The 20,139-nt window shown below is 57.2% G+C and carries 10 protein-coding genes, 3 tRNA genes and 3 rRNA genes; 11 read left to right on the top strand and 5 right to left on the bottom strand.

The features are described 5' to 3' along the window. Positions 1-149: 149 nt before the first annotated feature. The 3 genes from CEW87_RS20275 to CEW87_RS20265 all read right to left on the bottom strand — a co-directional run bounded on the left by CEW87_RS20275 (position 150) and on the right by CEW87_RS20265 (position 4,947). Entirely contained in the window at positions 150-1,679 is a 1,530-nt protein-coding gene (locus CEW87_RS20275; RefSeq protein ID WP_108975925.1) for a SpoVR family protein, read from the bottom strand. Then, complete coding sequence (locus CEW87_RS20270; RefSeq protein ID WP_108975923.1) at positions 1,676-2,944, bottom strand: YeaH/YhbH family protein; 1,269 nt, start codon at positions 2,942-2,944, stop codon at positions 1,676-1,678. Before CEW87_RS20270 ends, CEW87_RS20275 begins: the two co-directional genes overlap by 4 nt. Before the next feature lie 80 nt (positions 2,945-3,024). Continuing rightward, on the bottom strand, positions 3,025-4,947 hold the full coding sequence (locus CEW87_RS20265; protein ID WP_108975921.1) for a PrkA family serine protein kinase: 1,923 nt from the start codon (positions 4,945-4,947) through the stop codon (positions 3,025-3,027). A 333-nt stretch (positions 4,948-5,280) separates the two neighbouring features. Between CEW87_RS20265 and tig the strand changes: the two genes are divergently transcribed. The 6 genes from tig to CEW87_RS20235 all read left to right on the top strand — a co-directional run bounded on the left by tig (position 5,281) and on the right by CEW87_RS20235 (position 11,607). Continuing rightward, complete coding sequence (gene tig, locus CEW87_RS20260) at positions 5,281-6,585, top strand: trigger factor (RefSeq protein ID WP_108975919.1); 1,305 nt, start codon at positions 5,281-5,283, stop codon at positions 6,583-6,585. A gap of 19 nt (positions 6,586-6,604) precedes the next feature. Further along, complete coding sequence (gene clpP, locus CEW87_RS20255) at positions 6,605-7,243, top strand: ATP-dependent Clp endopeptidase proteolytic subunit ClpP (protein ID WP_108975917.1); 639 nt, start codon at positions 6,605-6,607, stop codon at positions 7,241-7,243. Positions 7,244-7,259: 16 nt separating this feature from the next. Then, positions 7,260-8,528: an ATP-dependent Clp protease ATP-binding subunit ClpX gene (gene clpX, locus CEW87_RS20250; protein ID WP_108975915.1), complete on the top strand. Its 1,269-nt coding sequence runs from the start codon at positions 7,260-7,262 to the stop codon at positions 8,526-8,528. Between the two features lie 76 nt (positions 8,529-8,604). After that, the gene (gene lon / locus CEW87_RS20245; protein ID WP_108975913.1) at positions 8,605-11,019 is read left to right on the top strand and encodes an endopeptidase La; all 2,415 of its coding nucleotides are present in this window, start codon (positions 8,605-8,607) and stop codon (positions 11,017-11,019) included. A 198-nt stretch (positions 11,020-11,217) separates the two neighbouring features. After that, positions 11,218-11,490, top strand: coding sequence for an HU family DNA-binding protein (locus tag CEW87_RS20240; RefSeq protein ID WP_108977412.1), 273 nt, complete (start codon positions 11,218-11,220; stop codon positions 11,488-11,490). A 41-nt stretch (positions 11,491-11,531) separates the two neighbouring features. Further along, positions 11,532-11,607, top strand: a tRNA-Val gene (locus CEW87_RS20235). 142 nt (positions 11,608-11,749) lie between these two features. Here CEW87_RS20235 and CEW87_RS22515 read toward each other — a convergent pair. After that, entirely contained in the window at positions 11,750-11,986 is a 237-nt protein-coding gene (locus tag CEW87_RS22515) for a hypothetical protein (RefSeq protein ID WP_159098223.1), read from the bottom strand. A gap of 82 nt (positions 11,987-12,068) precedes the next feature. Between CEW87_RS22515 and CEW87_RS20230 the strand changes: the two genes are divergently transcribed. The 5 genes from CEW87_RS20230 (at position 12,069) to rrf (ending at position 17,299) form a co-directional block, all read left to right on the top strand. Beyond that, positions 12,069-13,606, top strand: a 16S ribosomal RNA gene (locus CEW87_RS20230). A gap of 70 nt (positions 13,607-13,676) precedes the next feature. Continuing rightward, positions 13,677-13,753: transfer RNA gene (locus CEW87_RS20225), tRNA-Ile, on the top strand. A gap of 27 nt (positions 13,754-13,780) precedes the next feature. Further along, positions 13,781-13,856 (top strand) — tRNA-Ala (locus CEW87_RS20220). Positions 13,857-14,172: 316 nt separating this feature from the next. Further along, positions 14,173-17,060 (top strand): 23S ribosomal RNA (locus CEW87_RS20215). Positions 17,061-17,185: 125 nt separating this feature from the next. Next, positions 17,186-17,299, top strand: a 5S ribosomal RNA gene (rrf, locus tag CEW87_RS20210). The 16S, 23S and 5S rRNA genes sit together here with 2 tRNA genes alongside, the layout of an rRNA operon. A 176-nt stretch (positions 17,300-17,475) precedes the next feature. Here the strand turns inward: rrf and CEW87_RS20205 are convergent. Next, positions 17,476-20,037, bottom strand: a complete 2,562-nt coding sequence (locus CEW87_RS20205) for a diguanylate cyclase (RefSeq protein ID WP_234421596.1) — start codon at positions 20,035-20,037, stop codon at positions 17,476-17,478. Between the last annotated feature and the right edge of the window lie 102 nt (positions 20,038-20,139).

Raw genomic sequence — 20,139 nt, 5'->3', positions numbered from 1 at the left:
CTTCCGTGTGCGCTCATTTTGTTGCGTCTCTCCGATCGCAGGTGTCTTGCTTGTGCGCATCTGGCAGGAGTTCCCCGCGGCGGCGCCGCGCCGAACAGGCGCACGTTGCGGTGGGTCTGAGGCAGCGGCTGCCGCTCCCGGGGGCGGGCCTAATTGCCGGCTTTGCGTTTCTCCAGGCGGGTTTCGTGCAGGAGTTCGACCTCGCCTGCGTCGTTGGCGGACTCCAGTCGCACGGTGAAGCCCCACAGTCGGGCAATATGCTTCACGACCTCTTCCGCATTCTCGGCCAGTGGCCGGCCCTGCCAGCGCTGGTGGCGAAGGGTGAGCGAGCGGTCGCCACGCAGGTCGACGTTCCAGACCTGGATGTTGGGCTCTCGGCTGCCAAGGTTATAGTGCTCCGACAGGATTTCGCGCACATGGCGGAAGCCGGCATCGTCGTGGATGGCAGAAACCTTGAGCTTGTCTTCACGTTCGTCGTCGAAGATCGCAAACATGCGGAAGTCGCGCATGACCTTTGGCGACAGATATTGCGCAACGAAGCTCTCGTCCTTGAAATTGCGCATCGCGAAGTCGAAGGTTTCCCGCCAGTCGCTGCCCGCGATATCGGGGAACCACTGGCGATCCTCGTCCGTCGGGTGTTCGCAGATGCGACGGATGTCGGTCCACATCGCGAAGCCGAGCGCATAGGGGTTGATGCCGTTGTACCAGCGCACGTTATAGGGCGGCTGATAGACGACGTTGGTGTGCGACTGCAGGAACTCAAGCATGAAGCTGTCGGCCAGCAGGTCTTCGTCGTACAGCGTGTTGAGCAGGGTGTAGTGCCAGTAGGTTGCCCAACCCTCGTTCATGACCTGCGTCTGACGCTGGGGGAAGAAGTACTGCGCGATCTTGCGCACGATGCGCACGACCTCGCGCTGCCAGGGTTCGAGCAGGGGCGCGTTCTTCTCGATGAAATAGAGCAGGTTCTCTTCCGGCTCTTCCGGGAAGCGCCGCTCCTTGCGGCCGTCGCTGCGCACGTCGTGGGCCGGCAGCGTGCGCCACAGGTCGTTGACCTGGGTTTGCAGGTACTCCTCGCGCTCCTCCTGACGCAACTTTTCCTTCGCCATGGAGAGCTTGGGCGGGCGCTTGTAGCGGTCGACCCCCAGGTTCATGAGCGCATGGCAGGAGTCGAGCAGCAACTCCACATCTTCCACGCCATGGCGCTCTTCACACTGGGCGATGTAGTTCCGGGCAAAGATCAGGTAATCGATGATTGCGTCCGCATTGGTCCAGGTGCGGAACAGGTAATTGCCCTTGAAGAAACTGTTGTGGCCGTATGCGGCGTGTGCAATCACCAGCCCCTGCATCGGCAGGGTGTTCTCCTCCATCAGGTAGGCGATGCAGGGGTTGGAGTTGATGACGATCTCGTATGCCAGACCCATCTGGCCGCGACGGTAACCTTTCTCCGTGCTCAGAAACTGCTTGCCGAATGACCAGTGGTGGTAGTTGACCGGCATGCCGACCGAGGCGTACGCGTCCATCATTTGCTCGGCGGTGATGACCTCGATCTGTACCGGGTAGGTATCGAGACCATAGCCTTTGGCGACGCGGGCGATCTCGGTGTGGTAGCGCTCGATGCTCTCGAAGGTCCATTCCGAACCTGCGGGCAGGGGGATGCGTTTCTTCAGGGCAGGTTTCATGCGAGGCTCTTTTTGAAAAGTTCGCGGAAAACCGGATAGATGTCTGCCGGCGACTCGATGCGCTGCATGGCGAAGTTCTTGCTGCTGGCGTGCAGCTTTTCGTACTCGCGCCACAGGTTCTGGGGTTCGCCCGGGGTGATTTCGATGTAGGCGAAGTACTGACACCACGGCAGGATCTCGTCGTCGAGAATCTTGCGGCAGATGGGCGAGTCGTTGTCCCAGTTGTCGCCATCCGAAGCCTGGGCGCCATAGACGTTCCACTGACCGCCTGCGTAGCGCGCTCGAATGATGTCGCGCATCAGTTCGAGCGCGCTCGACACCACCGTGCCACCGGATTCGCGTGAGTGGAAGAACTCGTCCTCGTCGGTCTCCTTGGCGATGGTGTGGTGACGGATGAAGACCACCTCGATGTGTTCGTAAGTTCGATTGAGGAAGAGGTAGAGCAGCATGAAGAAGCGCTTCGCCGTGGCCTTCTTCTCCTCGTCCATCGAACCGGACACGTCCATCACGCAGAACATGACCGCCTGGGTGGTGGGCTGCGGAATTCGGATACGGTTGTTGTAGCGCAGGTCGAAGCTGTCGATGAAGGGGATTGCATCGATGCGCGCGCGCAGTTTGCCGAGTTCCTCACGCAACTCGCGCACACGCTCGCTGTCTTCGCCCAGCTCCGCGATGGCTTCGTCGAGTTCCTGCTGCAATTCGCGATAACGGGCCCGATAGGGCGACCCCAGCGCCAGGCGACGACCCAGCGCACCGCGCATGGAGCGCACGATATTGATGTTGGCCGGCACGCCGCTCGATGTAAAACCGGCGCGTTGGGACTTGAAGTCAGTGACCCGGGCGAGCTGGGTGCGAATCAGGTTGGGCAGGGCGAGGTCGTCGAAAAAGATGTCGAGAAATTCGTCACGCGAGAGCTGAAAGACAAAATCGTCTTCGCTTTCGCCCTCGTTCCCGGCCTTGCCTCCGCCGCCCGAGCCGCCGGCGCCGCCTTGCGGCCGCCTGATCTGGTCTCCGCTGGAAAACTGGTCGTTGCCGGGGAAAACCTGCTCCCAGATTCCGCCCTTGCCATTCTGGAAATGAGGTTCGGACAGATCCTTGGTCGGGATGGAAACACTTTCGCCGTTGTCCAGGTCGCGAATGGAGCGGCCATCTATTGCGTCGGATACTGCGCGCCGAATCTGCTGCTTGAAGCGGCGCACGAAACGCTGGCGATTAACCGCACTCTTTTTCTTGCTGTCGAAGCGCCGATCGATGATGCGGACCATGCCTTCCTCCGTGGTGGCCCACGACGAATCCGCTGCCGGTCGCTGCCGGCGGCGCGGATCGCAATGGTACGTTCAGGCGTTCAGGACGACTTCCGTACGCGCAGATACCACTCGCATAGCAGGCGCACCTGTTTCTCGGTATAGCCCTTTTCGATCATGCGATTGACGAAGTTCTGATGCTTCTTCTGCTCGTCGGCACTGGCCTTGGCATTGAAGCTGATGACGGGCAGCAGGTCTTCCGTGTTGGAGAACATCTTCTTCTCGATCACCGCGCGCAGTTTCTCGTAGGAGGTCCAGCTCGGGTTGGCGCCTTCGTTCTTCGCGCGAGCACGGAGCACGAAGTTGACCACCTCGTTGCGGAAGTCCTTCGGGTTGCTGATGCCGGCCGGCTTCTCGATCTTTTCGAGCTCCTCGTTGAGGGCCGAACGGTCGAGGATCTCGCCGGTGTTCGGATCGCGGAACTCCTGATCCTGAATCCAGAAGTCGGCATAGATCACATAGCGATCGAAAATGTTCTGGCCGTACTCGGAGTAGCTTTCGAGGTAGGCGGTCTGGATCTCCTTGCCGATGAACTCCGCGTAACGCGGGGCGAGGAACTCCTTGATGAAGCCGAGATAACGGGATTCGTTTTCCGGGGGGTACTGCTCCTGCTCGATCTGCTGCTCGAGGACATACATCAGGTGCACCGGGTTCGCCGCCACCTCGCGGTGGTCGAAGTTGAACACCCGGGACAGCACCTTGAACGCGAACCGGGTGGAGAGACCGGTCATGCCCTCGTCGACCCCTGCGTAGTCGCGGTACTCCTGGAAGCTCTTGGCCTTGGGGTCGGTGTCCTTGAGGTTTTCGCCGTCATAGACCCGCATCTTGGAATAGATGCTGGAGTTTTCCGGCTCCTTGAGGCGGGACAGCACGGAGAACTGGGCGAGCATCTTCAGGGTGTCGGGGGCGCAGGGCGCTTCCCACAGGGAGCTGTTCGCCAGCAGCTTCTCGTAAATGCGGATCTCGTCCGAGAGGCGCAGGCAGTAAGGCACCTTGACGGTATAGATCCGGTCGAGGAAGGCTTCGTTGTTCTTGTTGTTCTTGAACGCCGTCCATTCGGACTCGTTCGAGTGCGCCATCACGATGCCATCAAAGGGGATGGCGCCGAAACCCTCGGTGCCCTTGTAGTTGCCTTCCTGCGTCGCGGTCAGAAGCGGGTGCAGCACCTTGATTGGCGCCTTGAACATCTCGACGAACTCAAGCATGCCGCGGTTGGCCAGACACAGACCGCCGGAGTAACTGTACGCATCCGGGTCGTCCTGCGAATACTGCTCCAGTTTGCGGATATCGATCTTGCCGACCAGCGAGGAGATGTCCTGGTTGTTCTCGTCGCCAGGTTCGGTCTTGGCGACTGCGACCTGGCGCAGCACTGAGGGGGTGAGCTTGACCACCCTGAACTTGGTGATGTCGCCACCGTATTCATGCAGGCGCTTGACCGCCCACGGGCTCATGATGGTGCCGAGGTAGCGCCGGGGGATGCTGTAGTCGTCCTCAAGGATATGGCCGTCCTCTTCAATATTGAACAGGCCGAGCGGCGATTCGTTTACCGGTGAGCCCTTGATCGCATAGAAAGGAACGTGCTCGATCAGGCTCTTGAGCTTTTCAGCAAGAGAGGACTTGCCGCCGCCGACCGGGCCGAGCAGATAGAGGATCTGTTTCTTCTCCTCCAGCCCCTGGGCCGCATGTCGGAAATACGACACGATATGTTCGATGACCTCTTCCATGCCGTAGAAGTCGCGGAACGCAGGGTAGAGCTTCAGGACCTTGTTCGAAAAGATGCGCGACAGGCGCGGATCCAGCCGGGTGTCCACCAACTCCGGCTCCCCGATTGCCATCAGCATGCGTTCTGCTGCGGTAGCGTATGCGGCACGGTCTTTACCGCATAACTCCAGATACTCCTGGATCGACATTTCGTCTTCGCGGGCCGCTTCGAATCGGGCTTGGTAAGCGTTGAAGATGCTCATCGGGACGTCTCCTTGTCGATTGGGTCGCGTTGACCCGACTCAATTCCGTCGATTGCTTCTTGGCACTGATCCTGCTTTCGCAGACATGTTGCTGCACCATGCTCATAACCTGAGAGGTTACGGTAGCCTGCGAGTTCCGCCTGTGAGCGTGCATTTTTTCACTGTTCCAAGTGCATTCTGACCCTTTAGAGGCGCTGGAAGGAAGGCCCGGGCCGTGTGCTAGAATCGCCGATTGTTTGGAACAAGTCGGCCACATCGTGCACCTGATTGTGGGAAAACACTCAGGGCGGAATGCTTGGCCGGCGGTATTTTTGACTTCTCAGGATTGATTGAATGCAGACCAACCAGGAAACCCCGAGCTCGCTGGAGCGCCGTATCGATATGTCCGTCGCCATGGCGGAGATCAATAAGGAAGTCGAAGCGCGCCTGAAGAAGATGGCTCGCACCGTAAAAATGCCTGGTTTCCGCCCGGGCAAGGTGCCGATGAAGATCGTTGCCCAGACTTATGAGCCGCAAGCGCGCTCCGAAGCCATTGGTGCTGCCGTTGAAAAAGCGTTCGGCAACGCCGTGCGTGAACAGAATTTGCGTGTGGCCGGTTACCCCCGTATCGAGCCCAAGGAAGCGTCGAGCGCCGAAGTGCTCGAGTTCAGCGCCGTGTTCGAGGTTTATCCGGAAGTGGTTTCGGGCGATCTGTCGACGCAGACGATCGAGCGTCCCGCTCTGGAAGTAGGCGACGCCGAAGTCGACAAGACCATCGACGTGCTGCGCAAGCAGCGCACCTCCTTCGAGCCGGCCGATCGCGCCGCTGCTGAAGGCGACCGCGTGGTGATCGATTTTGCCGGGCGCAAGGATGGCGAGTTGTTCGACGGTGGCCAGGCAGAGGACTTCCCCTTCGTCATCGGCGCAGGTTCGATGCTGAAGGATTTCGAAACCGCTGTTACGGGTCTGAAGTCGGGTGAAGCCAAGACTTTCGACATGACCTTCCCCGAGGACTACCACGCCAAGCATCTGGCCGGTCAGACCGTTCAGTTCGAAGTTACGGTGAAGAAGGTTGAAGCGCCGGTGCTGCCGGCAGTCGATAGCGATTTCGCCAAGGCCCTCGGCGTGGCAGACGGTGATGTCAGCAAGCTGCGCGACGAAGTCCGCACCAACCTGACCCGCGAAGTGAAGCGTCGCATCCAGGCCAAGATCAAGGAACAGGTCATGAATGCCCTGATCGAAGTGACCCCGATCGACGTGCCCAAGGCACTGGTCGAGGCCGAGTCGAGCCAGCTGGCCGAGAACGCCAAGCGTGACCTCGAAGCGCGTGGCATGCAGACCAAGGACATCCCGGTTGAGCCCGCATGGTTCGCAGACCAGGCCGTGCGTCGCGTCAAGCTGGGCCTGATCATGGCCGAGCTGGTCAAGGCCAAGGAACTGCACGCCAAGCCTGAGCAGGTGCGCGCGCTGGTTGAAGAGATGGCCGAGAGTTACGAAGATCCGTCTGAGCTGGTACGCTGGTATTACGCACAGCCGGATCGTCTGGCTCAGGCTGAAGCGGTGGTGATCGAGGACAATGTCGTGGCTTGGGTGGCATCGCAAGCCCAAACCACCGACAAGCCGGTCGCATTTGATGAATTGATGGGCAACGCGGCCTGAGGTCGCGAAAGAGCGAGCAATGATGAACGGAACACCCCAGCACAGCAGTGAATGGAACCCGGTAGGTCTTGGACTGGTTCCGATGGTTGTCGAGCAGAGTGGGCGCGGCGAACGCGCCTATGACATCTATTCGCGCCTTCTGAAGGAGCGGGTGGTGTTCCTCGTCGGTCCGGTCAATGACACGACGGCCAACGTGATCGTGGCTCAGCTGCTTTTCCTTGAGTCGGAAAATCCGGACAAGGACATCTATTTTTATATCAACTCCCCCGGTGGTTCGGTGACGGCCGGCATGGCGATTTACGACACCATGCAGTTCATCAAGCCGAACGTCAGCACGCTTTGCATCGGGCAGGCCGCCAGCATGGGCGCGTTCCTGCTTGCTGCAGGCGAAAAGGGCAAGCGTTTCACGCTGCCCAATTCGCGCGTGATGATTCACCAGCCGCTGGGCGGATTTCAGGGCCAGGCCTCGGATATCGAGATCCATGCGCGCGAGATCCTGTTCCTGCGTGCGCGTCTGAACGAGATGCTGTCCAAGCATACGGGGCAGCCGCTTGAGCAGATCGAGAAGGACACGGATCGCGACAATTTCATGTCGGCGACGAAAGCCGTCGAATATGGCCTCGTAGACAAGGTGCTCACCAGCCGCGCCGATACCTGAACCAGGAGAACAGATCATGTCGGAAAAGAAGACGGGCGGCGAAAAGCTGCTGTACTGCTCGTTTTGTGGCAAAAGTCAGCACGAAGTGCGCAAGCTGATCGCCGGTCCATCCGTCTTCATTTGCGACGAATGCATCGAGTTGTGCAACGACATCATCCGCGAAGAGATCGCGGGCGATGCCGGCGGCGAGAACGTCAAGGGCTCACTGCCCACCCCGCAGGAAATCTGCGACATCCTTGATCAGTACGTGATCGGCCAGTCCAAGGCCAAGCGCAATCTGTCGGTGGCGGTTTACAACCACTACAAGCGCCTGCGTCACCTGAGCGACAGCAAGGACGAGGTCGAACTCTCCAAGAGCAACATCCTGCTGATCGGCCCCACGGGTTCGGGCAAGACGCTGCTGGCACAGACCCTCGCGCGTCTGCTCAACGTCCCCTTCGTGATGGCCGATGCCACCACCCTGACCGAAGCCGGTTACGTCGGTGAGGACGTCGAGAACATCATTCAGAAGCTGCTGCAGAAGTGCGACTACGACGTCGAAAAGGCGCAGCAGGGTATCGTCTATATCGACGAGATCGACAAGATTTCGCGCAAGTCCGACAACCCGTCCATCACCCGTGACGTTTCGGGTGAAGGCGTGCAGCAGGCGCTGTTGAAGCTGGTGGAAGGCACTGTTGCGTCGATTCCGCCTCAGGGCGGGCGCAAACACCCGAATCAGGACTTCGTCCAGGTCGATACCACTAACGTGCTGTTCATCTGTGGCGGCGCTTTCGACGGGCTGGACAAGGTTATCCGCAACCGTACCGAGAAGGTCGGGATTGGCTTCGGCGCCGAGGTCAGGAGCAGCGAGTCCAGGAGCGTGACCGAGACCTTCCGTCAGGTCGAACCCGAGGATCTGATCAAGTTTGGTCTGATCCCGGAGCTCATCGGTCGTCTGCCGGTCGTTGCGACCTTGCAGGAACTTGACGAAGAAGCACTGATCAAAATCCTCGTTGAACCGAAGAACGCGCTGGTGAAGCAGTACCAGAAGCTGTTCTCGATGGAAGGCGTGGAACTCGAGATTCGCTCCGCAGCGCTGCATGCCGTCGCACGCAAGGCAATCCGCCGCAAAACGGGCGCTCGTGGTCTGCGTTCCATTCTTGAGGCGGCGTTGCTTGACATCATGTATGACCTGCCCACCCTCGAGGGTGTCACCAAGGTCGTCATCGATGAAGGCACCATCGAGGAGGGCGCCAAGCCACTGCTGATCTACGCTGATCAGCAAAAGGTTTCCGGCTCGAACTGACGCCCAACAACCCGCCACTTGAATTCCCGGGTCGCGCCCACATATGGGTGTGACCCTTTTCGGAAGGAATATATAAATGTCGGGTCCTGCTGACCTCCCCAACGAGCAAATGGAACTGCCGCTACTGCCGCTGCGCGACGTAGTGGTATTTCCGCACATGGTCATCCCGCTCTTCGTGGGGCGGCCCAAATCGATCAAGGCGCTCGAAAACGCAATGGAGGCGGGCAAGAGCATTCTGCTCGTCGCCCAGAAGTCGGCCGCAAAGGACGAACCTTCGATCGAAGACCTCTACGACATCGGTTGCGTCGCCAACATCCTGCAAATGCTCAAGCTGCCCGACGGTACCATCAAGGTGCTGGTCGAAGGTTTGCAGCGCGCGCGCATCGATTCGGTTGACGATCTGCGTCACCTGTTCGTGGCCAAGGCCACGCCGGTGCCCCTGTCCGAGGTCGATAACACCGAGGTCGAGGCCATGCGCCGGGCGATCATTGCCCAGTTCGACCAGTACGTGAAGCTGAACAAAAAAATTCCGCCCGAGATTCTTACGTCTCTGGCCGGTATCGACGAGCCGGGCCGCCTGGCCGACACCATTGCCGCACACCTGCCGCTGAAGCTCGAGCAAAAGCAGGAAGTGCTGGAAATGTTCGACGTCAACGAGCGTCTCGACAAGCTGCTTTCACAGCTCGAAACCGAACTCGACATCCTTCAGGTGGAAAAGCGCATCCGTGGTCGCGTCAAGCGCCAGATGGAGAAGAGTCAGCGCGAGTATTACCTGAACGAGCAGGTCAAGGCGATTCAGAAAGAGCTCGGGGAAGGCGAGGAAGGTGCCGATCTCGAGGAGATGGACAAGAAGATCAAGGCTGCCGGCATGCCCAAGGAGGCACTTGCCAAGGCCCAGGCAGAGTTCAAGAAGCTGCGCCTGATGTCGCCGATGTCTGCCGAAGCCACCGTGGTGCGCAACTACATCGACATCATGATCGGCTTGCCGTGGAAGAAGAAGTCGCGCGTCAGCAAGGATCTCGGTGAGGCCGAGAAAGTGCTGGACAAGGATCACTATGGCCTTGAGCGCGTCAAGGAACGCATCCTTGAGTACCTTGCCGTGCAACAGCGCGTAGACAAGGTCAAGGCGCCGATCCTGTGCCTCGTTGGCCCTCCGGGTGTGGGCAAGACCTCACTTGGTCAGTCGATCGCCAAGGCGACCAATCGCAAATTCGTGCGCATGGCGCTCGGTGGTGTGCGTGACGAGGCCGAGATCCGCGGCCACCGTCGAACCTATATTGGGTCGATGCCGGGCAAGATTCTTCAGAACATGAGCAAGGTAGGGGTGAAGAACCCGCTGTTCCTGCTCGATGAAGTCGACAAGCTGGGCATGGATTTTCGTGGCGACCCGTCGTCAGCACTGCTTGAAGTGCTGGATCCGGAGCAGAACCACACCTTCCAGGATCATTACGTCGAGGTCGATTTCGATCTGTCGGACGTGATGTTCGTGGCGACCGCCAATACGCTCAACATTCCTGCGCCCTTGCTTGATCGTATGGAAGTGATTCGCCTGTCGGGTTACACCGAAGATGAAAAGGTGAACATCTCCCTGCGTTATCTGCTGCCGAAGCAGATGAAGAACAACGGCCTCAAGGCTGAAGAGCTGTCGGTGACCGAAGAGGCCCTGCGTGACGTGTGCCGCTACTACACCCGCGAAGCTGGTGTGCGGAGCATGGAGCGCGAGATCTCCAAGATCTGCCGCAAGGTCGTGAAGGCACTGGTGCTTCGGTCGCGCAGTAGCAAGATCGTCGTGAATGCCAAGAACCTCGACAAGTACCTTGGCGTACGCAAGTACAGCTTCGGGATTGCCGAGAAGCAGAATCAGGTGGGCCAGGTGACCGGCCTTGCATGGACCGAGGTTGGCGGTGAGTTGCTGACCGTGGAAGCGGTGGTCCTGCCGGGTAAGGGCAAGGTGATGACGACCGGCAAGCTCGGCGAAGTCATGCAGGAGTCCATTCAGGCTGCGTTGTCAGTCGTGCGCAAGCGCGCCCGTTCGCTTGGTATCGAAGACGATTTCTACCAGAAGAGCGATATCCACATTCACCTGCCGGAAGGTGCAATCCCCAAGGATGGGCCTTCTGCGGGTAGTGCGATTACCACGGCGCTGGTCTCGGTGCTGACGGGTATCCCGGTATGTTGTGATGTTGCCATGACGGGTGAGATCACCCTGCGCGGTGAAGTGCTGCCGATTGGCGGTCTGAAGGAGAAGCTGCTTGCCGCAGTCCGCGGTGGTATCGGGCGGGCGCTAATTCCTGAAGAGAATGTGAAGGACCTGGTAGAGATTCCGGACAACATCAAGAACGCGATCGAGATCATTCCGGTGAAATGGATTGATCAGGTTCTTGAGCTTGCCCTGGAACGCAATCCGGCGCCGCTTCCGGACACGCCTCCGACTGCCGTAAAGCCGGCAGACGAGACGCCTGCATCGACGAAGGGTTTGCGAGCACACTGATCCTCTGTTCTGCTGCACCCCCACAAGGCGCACTGATAGCGGCGAAAGCACGCTGCAGTGCGCCTTGACACTGTGGAATCGCACACGCTATAAAGACCTCAGATTATGCAGGACGACAGAGGGGGCGCCGGAAGACACGTCCTTTCTGGGTTTGGCCAGGTTATTTCTATCGCGTTCCACACCAGAAGGGGGCTAGAAGTGAACAAATCCGAACTGATCGACGCTATCGCCAAGAATGCCGACATCTCCAAGGCTGCGGCCGGCAAGGCGCTCGATGCGACAATCGATTCCGTAAAACAGGCACTCAAGCAGGAAGATACCGTTACCCTAGTCGGGTTCGGCACTTTCTACGTTGGGGATCGTGCTGCACGAACTGGCCGAAATCCACGCACCGGAAAGAACATCAAGATCAAGGCGGCGAAAGTTCCTAAATTTAGGGCTGGAAAAGGTTTGAAAGATTCGGTAAACTAACGGACTTCACTGAGCAGACAGCACCTTCGCTGCTCCAGTGCGGGTGCTTAGCTCAGTTGGTAGAGCGTCGCCCTTACAAGGCGAATGTCGGCGGTTCGACCCCGTCAGCACCCACCAGTAGAATTCTGGAGAAGACAGCTGCTTGCAGCTGTCTTTTCTTTTCTGCAGAGGTCGGCCAGGCGTCGTTGGATGGTTCGTTTCGATAATCTGAAATTTAGGTGTTGACGAACTTTCTGAGGTGTCTATAATGCGCACCTCTTCACCGCGAAACGCAGTTAGCGAAACGGGGTGATGGCAGGAAAGCGGTTGTTTTTGCAGGTGTTTTTGAGGCGGATTTCTGTTTTAGTTGTTTCGGTGGTTTTGAAATAAAACCAAAACAGGGGTTGACGAGATAAGTTAAGTTGATCATAATCTCGCTTCTCTGCTGCAGGAACTGCAGCGGTTCTTTAAAAAATTGAACAATCGATAAGTGTGGGTGCTTGATCGCTGTGGCCATGAAACTGCTTAGGCAGTTTTGAGTTTCACAAAGATTAGGTGCTCATATGTCAGTAAAATGATTTTGAGTACTTTGTAGGATTAAACTTAAGAGTTTGATCCTGGCTCAGATTGAACGCTGGCGGCATGCTTTACACATGCAAGTCGAACGGCAGCGGGGGTGCTTGCACCTGCCGGCGAGTGGCGAACGGGTGAGTAATGCATCGGAACATGCCCAGTCATGGGGGATAACTACGCGAAAGCGTAGCTAATACCGCATACGCCCTGAGGGGGAAAGTGGGGGATCTTAGGACCTCACGTGATTGGAGTGGCCGATGTCAGATTAGCTAGTTGGTGGGGTAAAGGCTCACCAAGGCGACGATCTGTAGCGGGTCTGAGAGGATGATCCGCCACACTGGGACTGAGACACGGCCCAGACTCCTACGGGAGGCAGCAGTGGGGAATTTTGGACAATGGGCGCAAGCCTGATCCAGCCATGCCGCGTGAGTGAAGAAGGCCTTCGGGTTGTAAAGCTCTTTCGCAAGGGAAGAAAACGGCAAGGCTAATATCCTTGTCGGATGACGGTACCTTGACAAGAAGCACCGGCTAACTACGTGCCAGCAGCCGCGGTAATACGTAGGGTGCGAGCGTTAATCGGAATTACTGGGCGTAAAGCGTGCGCAGGCGGTTTTGTAAGACAGATGTGAAATCCCCGGGCTTAACCTGGGAACTGCGTTTGTGACTGCAAGGCTAGAGTACGGCAGAGGGGGGTGGAATTCCACGTGTAGCAGTGAAATGCGTAGATATGTGGAGGAACACCGATGGCGAAGGCAGCCCCCTGGGCCTGTACTGACGCTCATGCACGAAAGCGTGGGGAGCAAACAGGATTAGATACCCTGGTAGTCCACGCCCTAAACGATGTCAACTAGTTGTTCGGAGAGGTAACTTTCTGAGTAACGCAGCTAACGCGTGAAGTTGACCGCCTGGGGAGTACGGCCGCAAGGTTAAAACTCAAAGGAATTGACGGGGACCCGCACAAGCGGTGGATGATGTGGATTAATTCGATGCAACGCGAAAAACCTTACCTACCCTTGACATGTCTGGAACTTGTGAGAGATCACTTGGTGCCTTCGGGAGCCAGAACACAGGTGCTGCATGGCTGTCGTCAGCTCGTGTCGTGAGATGTTGGGTTAAGTCCCGCAACGAGCGCAACCCTTGTCATTAGTTGCCATCATTTAGTTGGGCACTCTAATGAGACTGCCGGTGACAAACCGGAGGAAGGTGGGGATGACGTCAAGTCCTCATGGCCCTTATGGGTAGGGCTTCACACGTCATACAATGGTCGGTACAGAGGGTTGCCAAGCCGCGAGGTGGAGCTAATCTCTTAAAGCCGATCGTAGTCCGGATCGTAGTCTGCAACTCGACTACGTGAAGTCGGAATCGCTAGTAATCGCAGATCAGCATGCTGCGGTGAATACGTTCCCGGGTCTTGTACACACCGCCCGTCACACCATGGGAGTGGGTTTCACCAGAAGTAGGTAGCTTAACCTTCGGGGGGGCGCTTACCACGGTGAGATTCATGACTGGGGTGAAGTCGTAACAAGGTAGCCGTATCGGAAGGTGCGGCTGGATCACCTCCTTTCAAGAGAAAGGTCGCAGTGGTCAAGTATCCACAACTTATCGGTTGTTCAAGCGAAGAGCCTCGAGTGTGAGGGTCTGTAGCTCAGCTGGTTAGAGCACCGTCTTGATAAGGCGGGGGTCGTTGGTTCGAACCCAACCAGACCCACCAAACTATCGAAGGTGCGTTGGTCAGAATGGGGCTTTAGCTCAGCTGGGAGAGCGGCGGCTTTGCAAGCCGTAGGTCGTCGGTTCGATCCCGACAAGCTCCACCAGTATCTGATGCAAACCAGACGCTAGTCAGACAGTAGTCAGACACACAACGAGGTTCGAGAAGTCAGTCATGCATGGCCAGGAAAGATTCTGGTGTTTATGCCTGACTTCTCGGGAAGGTCAAACTTCTCGATTGGCTCGCTCTTTAACAAAGTGGAAGAAGTATATATATGTGCAGCGTATCAGTAGATGCGTTGCACGGGTAGCGTGATTGCATTGAATCTCGCGTGCTGTGTCAGCGGCGCGACGAGGTTCGCACAAACGAGTTCGACCTGTGACCGGATCTTTGGGCGAAAGTCTGAGGGTCTAAGGTTATAGGATCAAGCGACTAAGTGCATGTGGTGGATGCCTTGGCGATCACAGGCGATGAAGGACGTGCAAGCCTGCGAAAAGCGGGGGGGAGCTGGCAATGGAGCTTTGATCCCCCGATATCCGAATGGGGAAACCCACTCCGCAAGGAGTATCCCGTACTGAATACATAGGTACGTGGAGGCGAACGCAGCGAACTGAAACATCTAAGTAGCTGCAGGAACAGAAATCAACCGAGATTCCGTAAGTAGTGGCGAGCGAACACGGAACAGCCTGCACGACTAAACCATCTAATTAGCAGAACGGTCTGGAAAGTCCGGCAACACAGGGTGATAGCCCCGTATGTGAAAATTAGGTGGCGGGTCTGAGCGTGCGACAAGTAGGGCGGGACACGAGAAATCCTGTCTGAAGATGGGGGGACCATCCTCCAAGGCTAAATACTCGTGATCGACCGATAGTGAACTAGTACCGTGAGGGAAAGGCGAAAAGAACCCCGGGAGGGGAGTGAAATAGATCCTGAAACCGCATGCATACAAACAGTGGGAGCCTCCTTGTGGGGTGACTGCGTACCTTTTGTATAATGGGTCAGCGACTTACGTTCAGTGGCGAGCTTAACCGAATAGGGGAGGCGTAGCGAAAGCGAGTCTGATAAGGGCGACATAGTCTCTGGGCGTAGACCCGAAACCGGATGATCTATCCATGGCCAGGATGAAGGTGCGGTAACACGCACTGGAGGTCCGAACCCACTAATGTTGAAAAATTAGGGGATGAGCTGTGGATAGGGGTGAAAGGCTAAACAAATCCGGAAATAGCTGGTTCTCCCCGAAAACTATTTAGGTAGTGCGTCGTACGGACACTTGCGGGGGTAGAGCACTGTAATCGTTGGGGGGGTCAATGCGATCTACCCCGCGATAGCAAACTCCGAATACCGCAAAGTGATATACGGCAGACAGACAGCGGGTGCTAACGTCCGTTGTCAAGAGGGAAACAACCCAGACCGCCAGCTAAGGTCCCAAATGCATGGCTAAGTGGCAAACGAAGTGGGAAGGCACAGACAGCTAGGAGGTTGGCTTAGAAGCAGCCACCCTTTAAAGAAAGCGTAATAGCTCACTAGTCGAGTCGTCCTGCGCGGAAGATGTAACGGGGCTCAAGCCATGAACCGAAGCTGCGGATGTGTCTTATGACACGTGGTAGGGGAGCGTTCCGTAAGCCTGCGAAGGTGTCTCGAGAGGGATGCTGGAGGTATCGGAAGTGCGAATGCTGACATGAGTAGCGATAAAGGGTGTGAAAAGCACCCTCGCCGAAAGCCCAAGGTTTCCTGCGCAACGTTCATCGGCGCAGGGTGAGTCGGCCCCTAAGGCGAGGCAGAAATGCGTAGTCGATGGGAAACAGGTCAATATTCCTGTACCGGTTCTAGATGCGATGGGGGGACGGAGAAGGTTAGGCCAGCCGGGTGTTGGAAGTCCTGGTTTAAGCGTGTAGGAGTACCCCGTAGGCAAATCCGCGGGGATTATCTGAGGCGTGATGACGAGTCTCCTTGTGAGACGAAGTGGTTGATACCCTGCTTCCAGGAAAAGCCTCTAAGCTTCAGTCTAGAATCGACCGTACCGCAAACCGACACAGGTGGGCAGGTTGAAAATACCAAGGCGCTTGAGAGAACTCAGGAGAAGGAACTCGGCAAATTGATACCGTAACTTCGGGAGAAGGTATGCCCCGGTAGCTTGTAGGAGTACATCCGAAGGGCGAAGGGGCCGCAGAGAATCGGTGGCTGCGACTGTTTATTAAAAACACAGCACTCTGCAAACACGAAAGTGGACGTATAGGGTGTGACGCCTGCCCGGTGCCGGAAGGTTAAGTGATGGGGTGCAAGCTCTTGATCGAAGCCCCGGTAAACGGCGGCCGTAACTATAACGGTCCTAAGGTAGCGAAATTCCTTGTCGGGTAAGTTCCGACCTGCACGAATGGCGTAACGATGGCCACACTGTCTCCTCCTGAGACTCAGCGAAGTTGAAATGTTTGTGAAGATGCAATCTACCCGCGGCTAGACGGAAAGACCCCATGAACCTTTACTGTAGCTTTGCATTGGACTTTGACGGGACTTGTGTAGGATAGGTGGGAGGCTTTGAAGCGGGGACGCTAGTTCTCGTGGAGCCAACCTTGAAATACCACCCTGGTGTCGTTGAGGTTCTAACCCAGGCCCGTGAATCCGGGTCGGGAACAGTGCATGGTGGGCAGTTTGACTGGGGCGGTCTCCTCCCAAAAGGTAACGGAGGAGTTCGAAGGTCTCCTAGGTACGGTCGGACATCGTACTGATAGTGCAATGGCAAAAGGAGGCTTGACTGCGAGACCGACAAGTCGAGCAGGTGCGAAAGCAGGACATAGTGATCCGGTGGTTCTGTATGGAAGGGCCATCGCTCAACGGATAAAAGGTACTCTGGGGATAACAGGCTGATTCCGCCCAAGAGTTCACATCGACGGCGGAGTTTGGCACCTCGATGTCGGCTCATCACATCCTGGGGCTGTAGCCGGTCCCAAGGGTATGGCTGTTCGCCATTTAAAGTGGTACGTGAGCTGGGTTTAAAACGTCGTGAGACAGTTTGGTCCCTATCTGCCGTGGGCGCTGGAAGTTTGAGTGGACCTGCTCCTAGTACGAGAGGACCGGAGTGGACGCACCTCTGGTGTACCGGTTGTGACGCCAGTCGCATCGCCGGGTAGCTAAGTGCGGAAGAGATAACCGCTGAAAGCATCTAAGCGGGAAACTCGCCTCAAGATGAGACTTCCCTGGGGCCTAGAGCCCCCTGAAGGGTCGTGGAAGACCACCACGTTGATAGGTCGGGTGTGGAAGCGCAGTAATGCGTTAAGCTAACCGATACTAATTGCCCGTGAGGCTTGATCCTATAACCTTACAAAACAGTCGATACTCGTTGTTGGACGAAGCAAATTCGCCCAACCATCGACGCAATCACAACACCCATATACTTCTTCCCGCTTTGGCCTGCAAATCGCAGGTGACAAGTCATAGTCTGACGACCATAGCGTCTTGGTCCCACCCCTTCCCATCCCGAACAGGACCGTGAAACAAGATCGCGCCGATGATAGTGAGATTCGTTCTCGTGAAAGTAGGTCATCGTCAGACTAACCCTACGCTTAACCCCGCTGAGATAATCCTCAGCGGGGTTTATGTCGTCTACGCCGTCGATATCATACGAAGATAAAAGCGTGATCTGTGGTGCTTACGGAGCGATCGCGCGTTTCGACGATCTTTACGGCCGACGCCGCAAAGGCATTGACGAGCGAAGATGAGGGCAGGTTTCAGCTACGTGAGTTGACGTCGACATTTGAGTCCGGTGCGAACTCGACCCGGTTTCGGTTGTGGGTTTTTGCCAGGTACAGGGCGCGGTCAGCGCGCGCCAGTGGGGCATGTACGGATGTGTCGGATGCGGCCATTGCTGCGATGCCGATACTGACCGTGGCGAAGATCTTCTTGCTCTCGATGACTGCAGACTCGCTGGCGAACCTGGACCTCAGGCGCTCGGCGAACAGGCCTGCTGTGGCGAGACTCGTCCCCGGCAAGAGGACGGCAAATTCGTCACCGCCGAGGCGCCCGGCTGTGTCACTTTTGCGTAGTTCCTGTCGCAGTGAGTCGGCGAACAATCGCAAGACCGAGTCGCCAGCGGCGTGGCCCAGCTTGTCGTTGATGGTCTTGAACCGATCAAGGTCGAGAACCATCAGCGAAACGGGCCTGCTGGGGTCCCTGTGGAGTTGAGAGAGGGCCTCTTCGGCGCGGTCGATGAAATGGCGGCGGCTTCCGAGGCCGGTGAGGGTGTCTGTGCTCGCGAGCATGCGTAACTTGGCTTCCACGCGCCTGTGCTCGGTAACATCCTCGAGCACGTTCAAGGCGGCAGGTTTGCCTTCCCACATGACTGAGCTCATGTGCCAATGACATTCGATCACTCTTCCATCCCGGGATATGATCCGGGCGTCATGCTCCTGTGGCGAAGACGATGCGTCGAGGTATAAGACGTGGACGGTTTCGATCCCATGGTGATCATCCCTGAACACGAAGTCGAGAATCGACTTTTCAGTGCATTCATTCGTCGTATAGCCGAGTAGACGGGCTGCTCTGGGGTTGATGTGCCGAATGATCTTGTTTTGCGTGATGATCAGGCTTATGGGCAAGTGCTCGATCAGGCTGCGATAACGAAGCTCCGATTCTGCGAGTGCTTCCTGCGCGCCTTTGCGTTCTGTCACGTCGCGCGCGAAACCAACAGTCCCGATGCGTCGCTTATCGATTGAAACAGGTGATTTGTAGGTTTCGTACCAGCGGAAGATGCCGTTCGATTCGATCTGCTCTTCGATGTTCTTAGGCGATCCCGAACGCAGCACATCCTGGTCGTCTGCGCGGTAGCTCTCCGCGAGGGAGGGGGTGGTGGTGTCGAAGTCGGTTTTCCCCACCAGATCCGCTGCGCAACCCCAGCCATAGTTCTTTGCAAACGGCGTGTTCACCGCCAGAAATCGGCTCTGCTCATCCTTCAGCCACACCATGAACGGGAAGTTGTCGAGCAAGGCGCGCTGGTAGTAATCCCTCTCCCGGACCTTCTCTTCCGCCAGGCGTTCGGCCGTGATGTCGAGGATCACCATGCGACACTCATGGCCGTCGTCGTCAGTAACCGCCTGTATGCGGATGAAGGCCTTGGGCCGTCGGTCGGTCGGTATCAGCGGGAGCTCGCAGGAGTTCTGCATCTGACTCGTTCGAACCTGCTCGACAAAGTGGTTGAATTTGAGCCGCTGTTCCGGGGCGACAACCTCCGCAAATCGGTGCTGACTGGCTTCCGAGCGTTTCAGTCCGAGCAGAATGGCTGCGGACAGATTGATTTCGATGATTGTTCCAGCGCCATCGATGGTGACATAGCCCACGGGGGCGAAATCATAGAGATCCGCATATCGTTTGTTGAGCTCATTGGCCTGGCTATAGGCCAGTTCGAGTTCTTCACGCTGCATTTCCAGTTCGATCTGGCGAACCTGGAGTTCATGGATCAGGCGATCGTCAGTCGCCTCTAACTTTGGCAGCGAGAATTCCCGGGATTGCCTTCGATCCTCCGCCCGACGGCGAAGATTCGCCGGGTTCGGTCGTACGCTTCTGCTTGGTCGGTGGTGCGGAAGCGCATTGAGCATGCGATCGTACTCGGCTTTGACAACTGCATAACACTCGCAGGCGCGGGCTTCGATGCCTGTGCGATCGAGGACGGTAATGTTGCCACGGCGGTAGTGGATCAGGCCCTTGGCCTGAAGCTTACTGGCGGCCTCGGAGATGCCCTCGCGGCGCACGCCGAGCATGTTGGCAATAAGTCCCTGGGTGATATGGAGCTCATTGCCCTCTACCCGGTCGAGACTGAGAAGCAGCCATCGGCAAAGTTGCTGGTCAACAGTATGAAGCCGGTTGCAAACCGCGCTTTGCGCAAGCTGGCACATCAAGGCTTGAGCATAGCGCATGATGATTCGCTGGAGAGACTGGTCCTGGGAGAACTCCCAGCGCAAGATCTCAGCGCTCACCCGGCAGGCATCTCCCGGAAGGTGTACCACCGCATGGTGGACGGAAGACTCGCCGCTCAACAACAGGGGCAGACCGACGAGTCCGGTATTGCCGACTGTTGCTAAACCCGCAGACGTCCCATCCCCGGCCGAAAATACGAGCGACGCGACACAGGTCTTCGGGAAGTAGACATATTCGTTCGCTCCTCCAGGTTCGTAGAGTGTCTGACCCAGCTCAAGGTGAACGCAGTCGATGTCGGGGAGCAGACGCCTGCGCTCGTCGTCGGGGATGGCAGCAAGAATGCTGTTCTTGGTGAAGCCATCACAGGGTGTCGAAGCCAAGGCGTTCTCCCTAAGTGTGATTGCGCGCCAGCGCAGATCTGATCTGCGGCAATGTCGCCAATTATGAAGAATACGCCTCTTGTTTTTTGTATATGTTCGGAA

The sequence above is a fragment of the Parazoarcus communis genome (assembly GCF_003111665.1).
Classification (GTDB): Bacteria; Pseudomonadota; Gammaproteobacteria; order Burkholderiales; family Rhodocyclaceae; genus Parazoarcus; species Parazoarcus communis_B.
This window is presented reverse-complemented; position numbering and strand designations above follow the sequence as displayed.

What these genes read in the sequence shown, in the direction of transcription:
- CEW87_RS20275 (WP_108975925.1), bottom strand. Translation starts at nt 1,679, where the DNA reads ATGAAACCTGCCCTGAAGAAACGCATCCCCCTGCCCGCAGGTTCGGAA.
- CEW87_RS20270 (WP_108975923.1), bottom strand. Translation starts at nt 2,944, where the DNA reads ATGGTCCGCATCATCGATCGGCGCTTCGACAGCAAGAAAAAGAGTGCG.
- CEW87_RS20265 (WP_108975921.1), bottom strand. Translation starts at nt 4,947, where the DNA reads ATGAGCATCTTCAACGCTTACCAAGCCCGATTCGAAGCGGCCCGCGAA.
- tig (WP_108975919.1), top strand. Translation starts at nt 5,281, where the DNA reads ATGCAGACCAACCAGGAAACCCCGAGCTCGCTGGAGCGCCGTATCGAT.
- clpP (WP_108975917.1), top strand. Translation starts at nt 6,605, where the DNA reads ATGATGAACGGAACACCCCAGCACAGCAGTGAATGGAACCCGGTAGGT.
- clpX (WP_108975915.1), top strand. Translation starts at nt 7,260, where the DNA reads ATGTCGGAAAAGAAGACGGGCGGCGAAAAGCTGCTGTACTGCTCGTTT.
- lon (WP_108975913.1), top strand. Translation starts at nt 8,605, where the DNA reads ATGTCGGGTCCTGCTGACCTCCCCAACGAGCAAATGGAACTGCCGCTA.
- CEW87_RS22515 (WP_159098223.1), bottom strand. Translation starts at nt 11,986, where the DNA reads ATGGCCACAGCGATCAAGCACCCACACTTATCGATTGTTCAATTTTTT.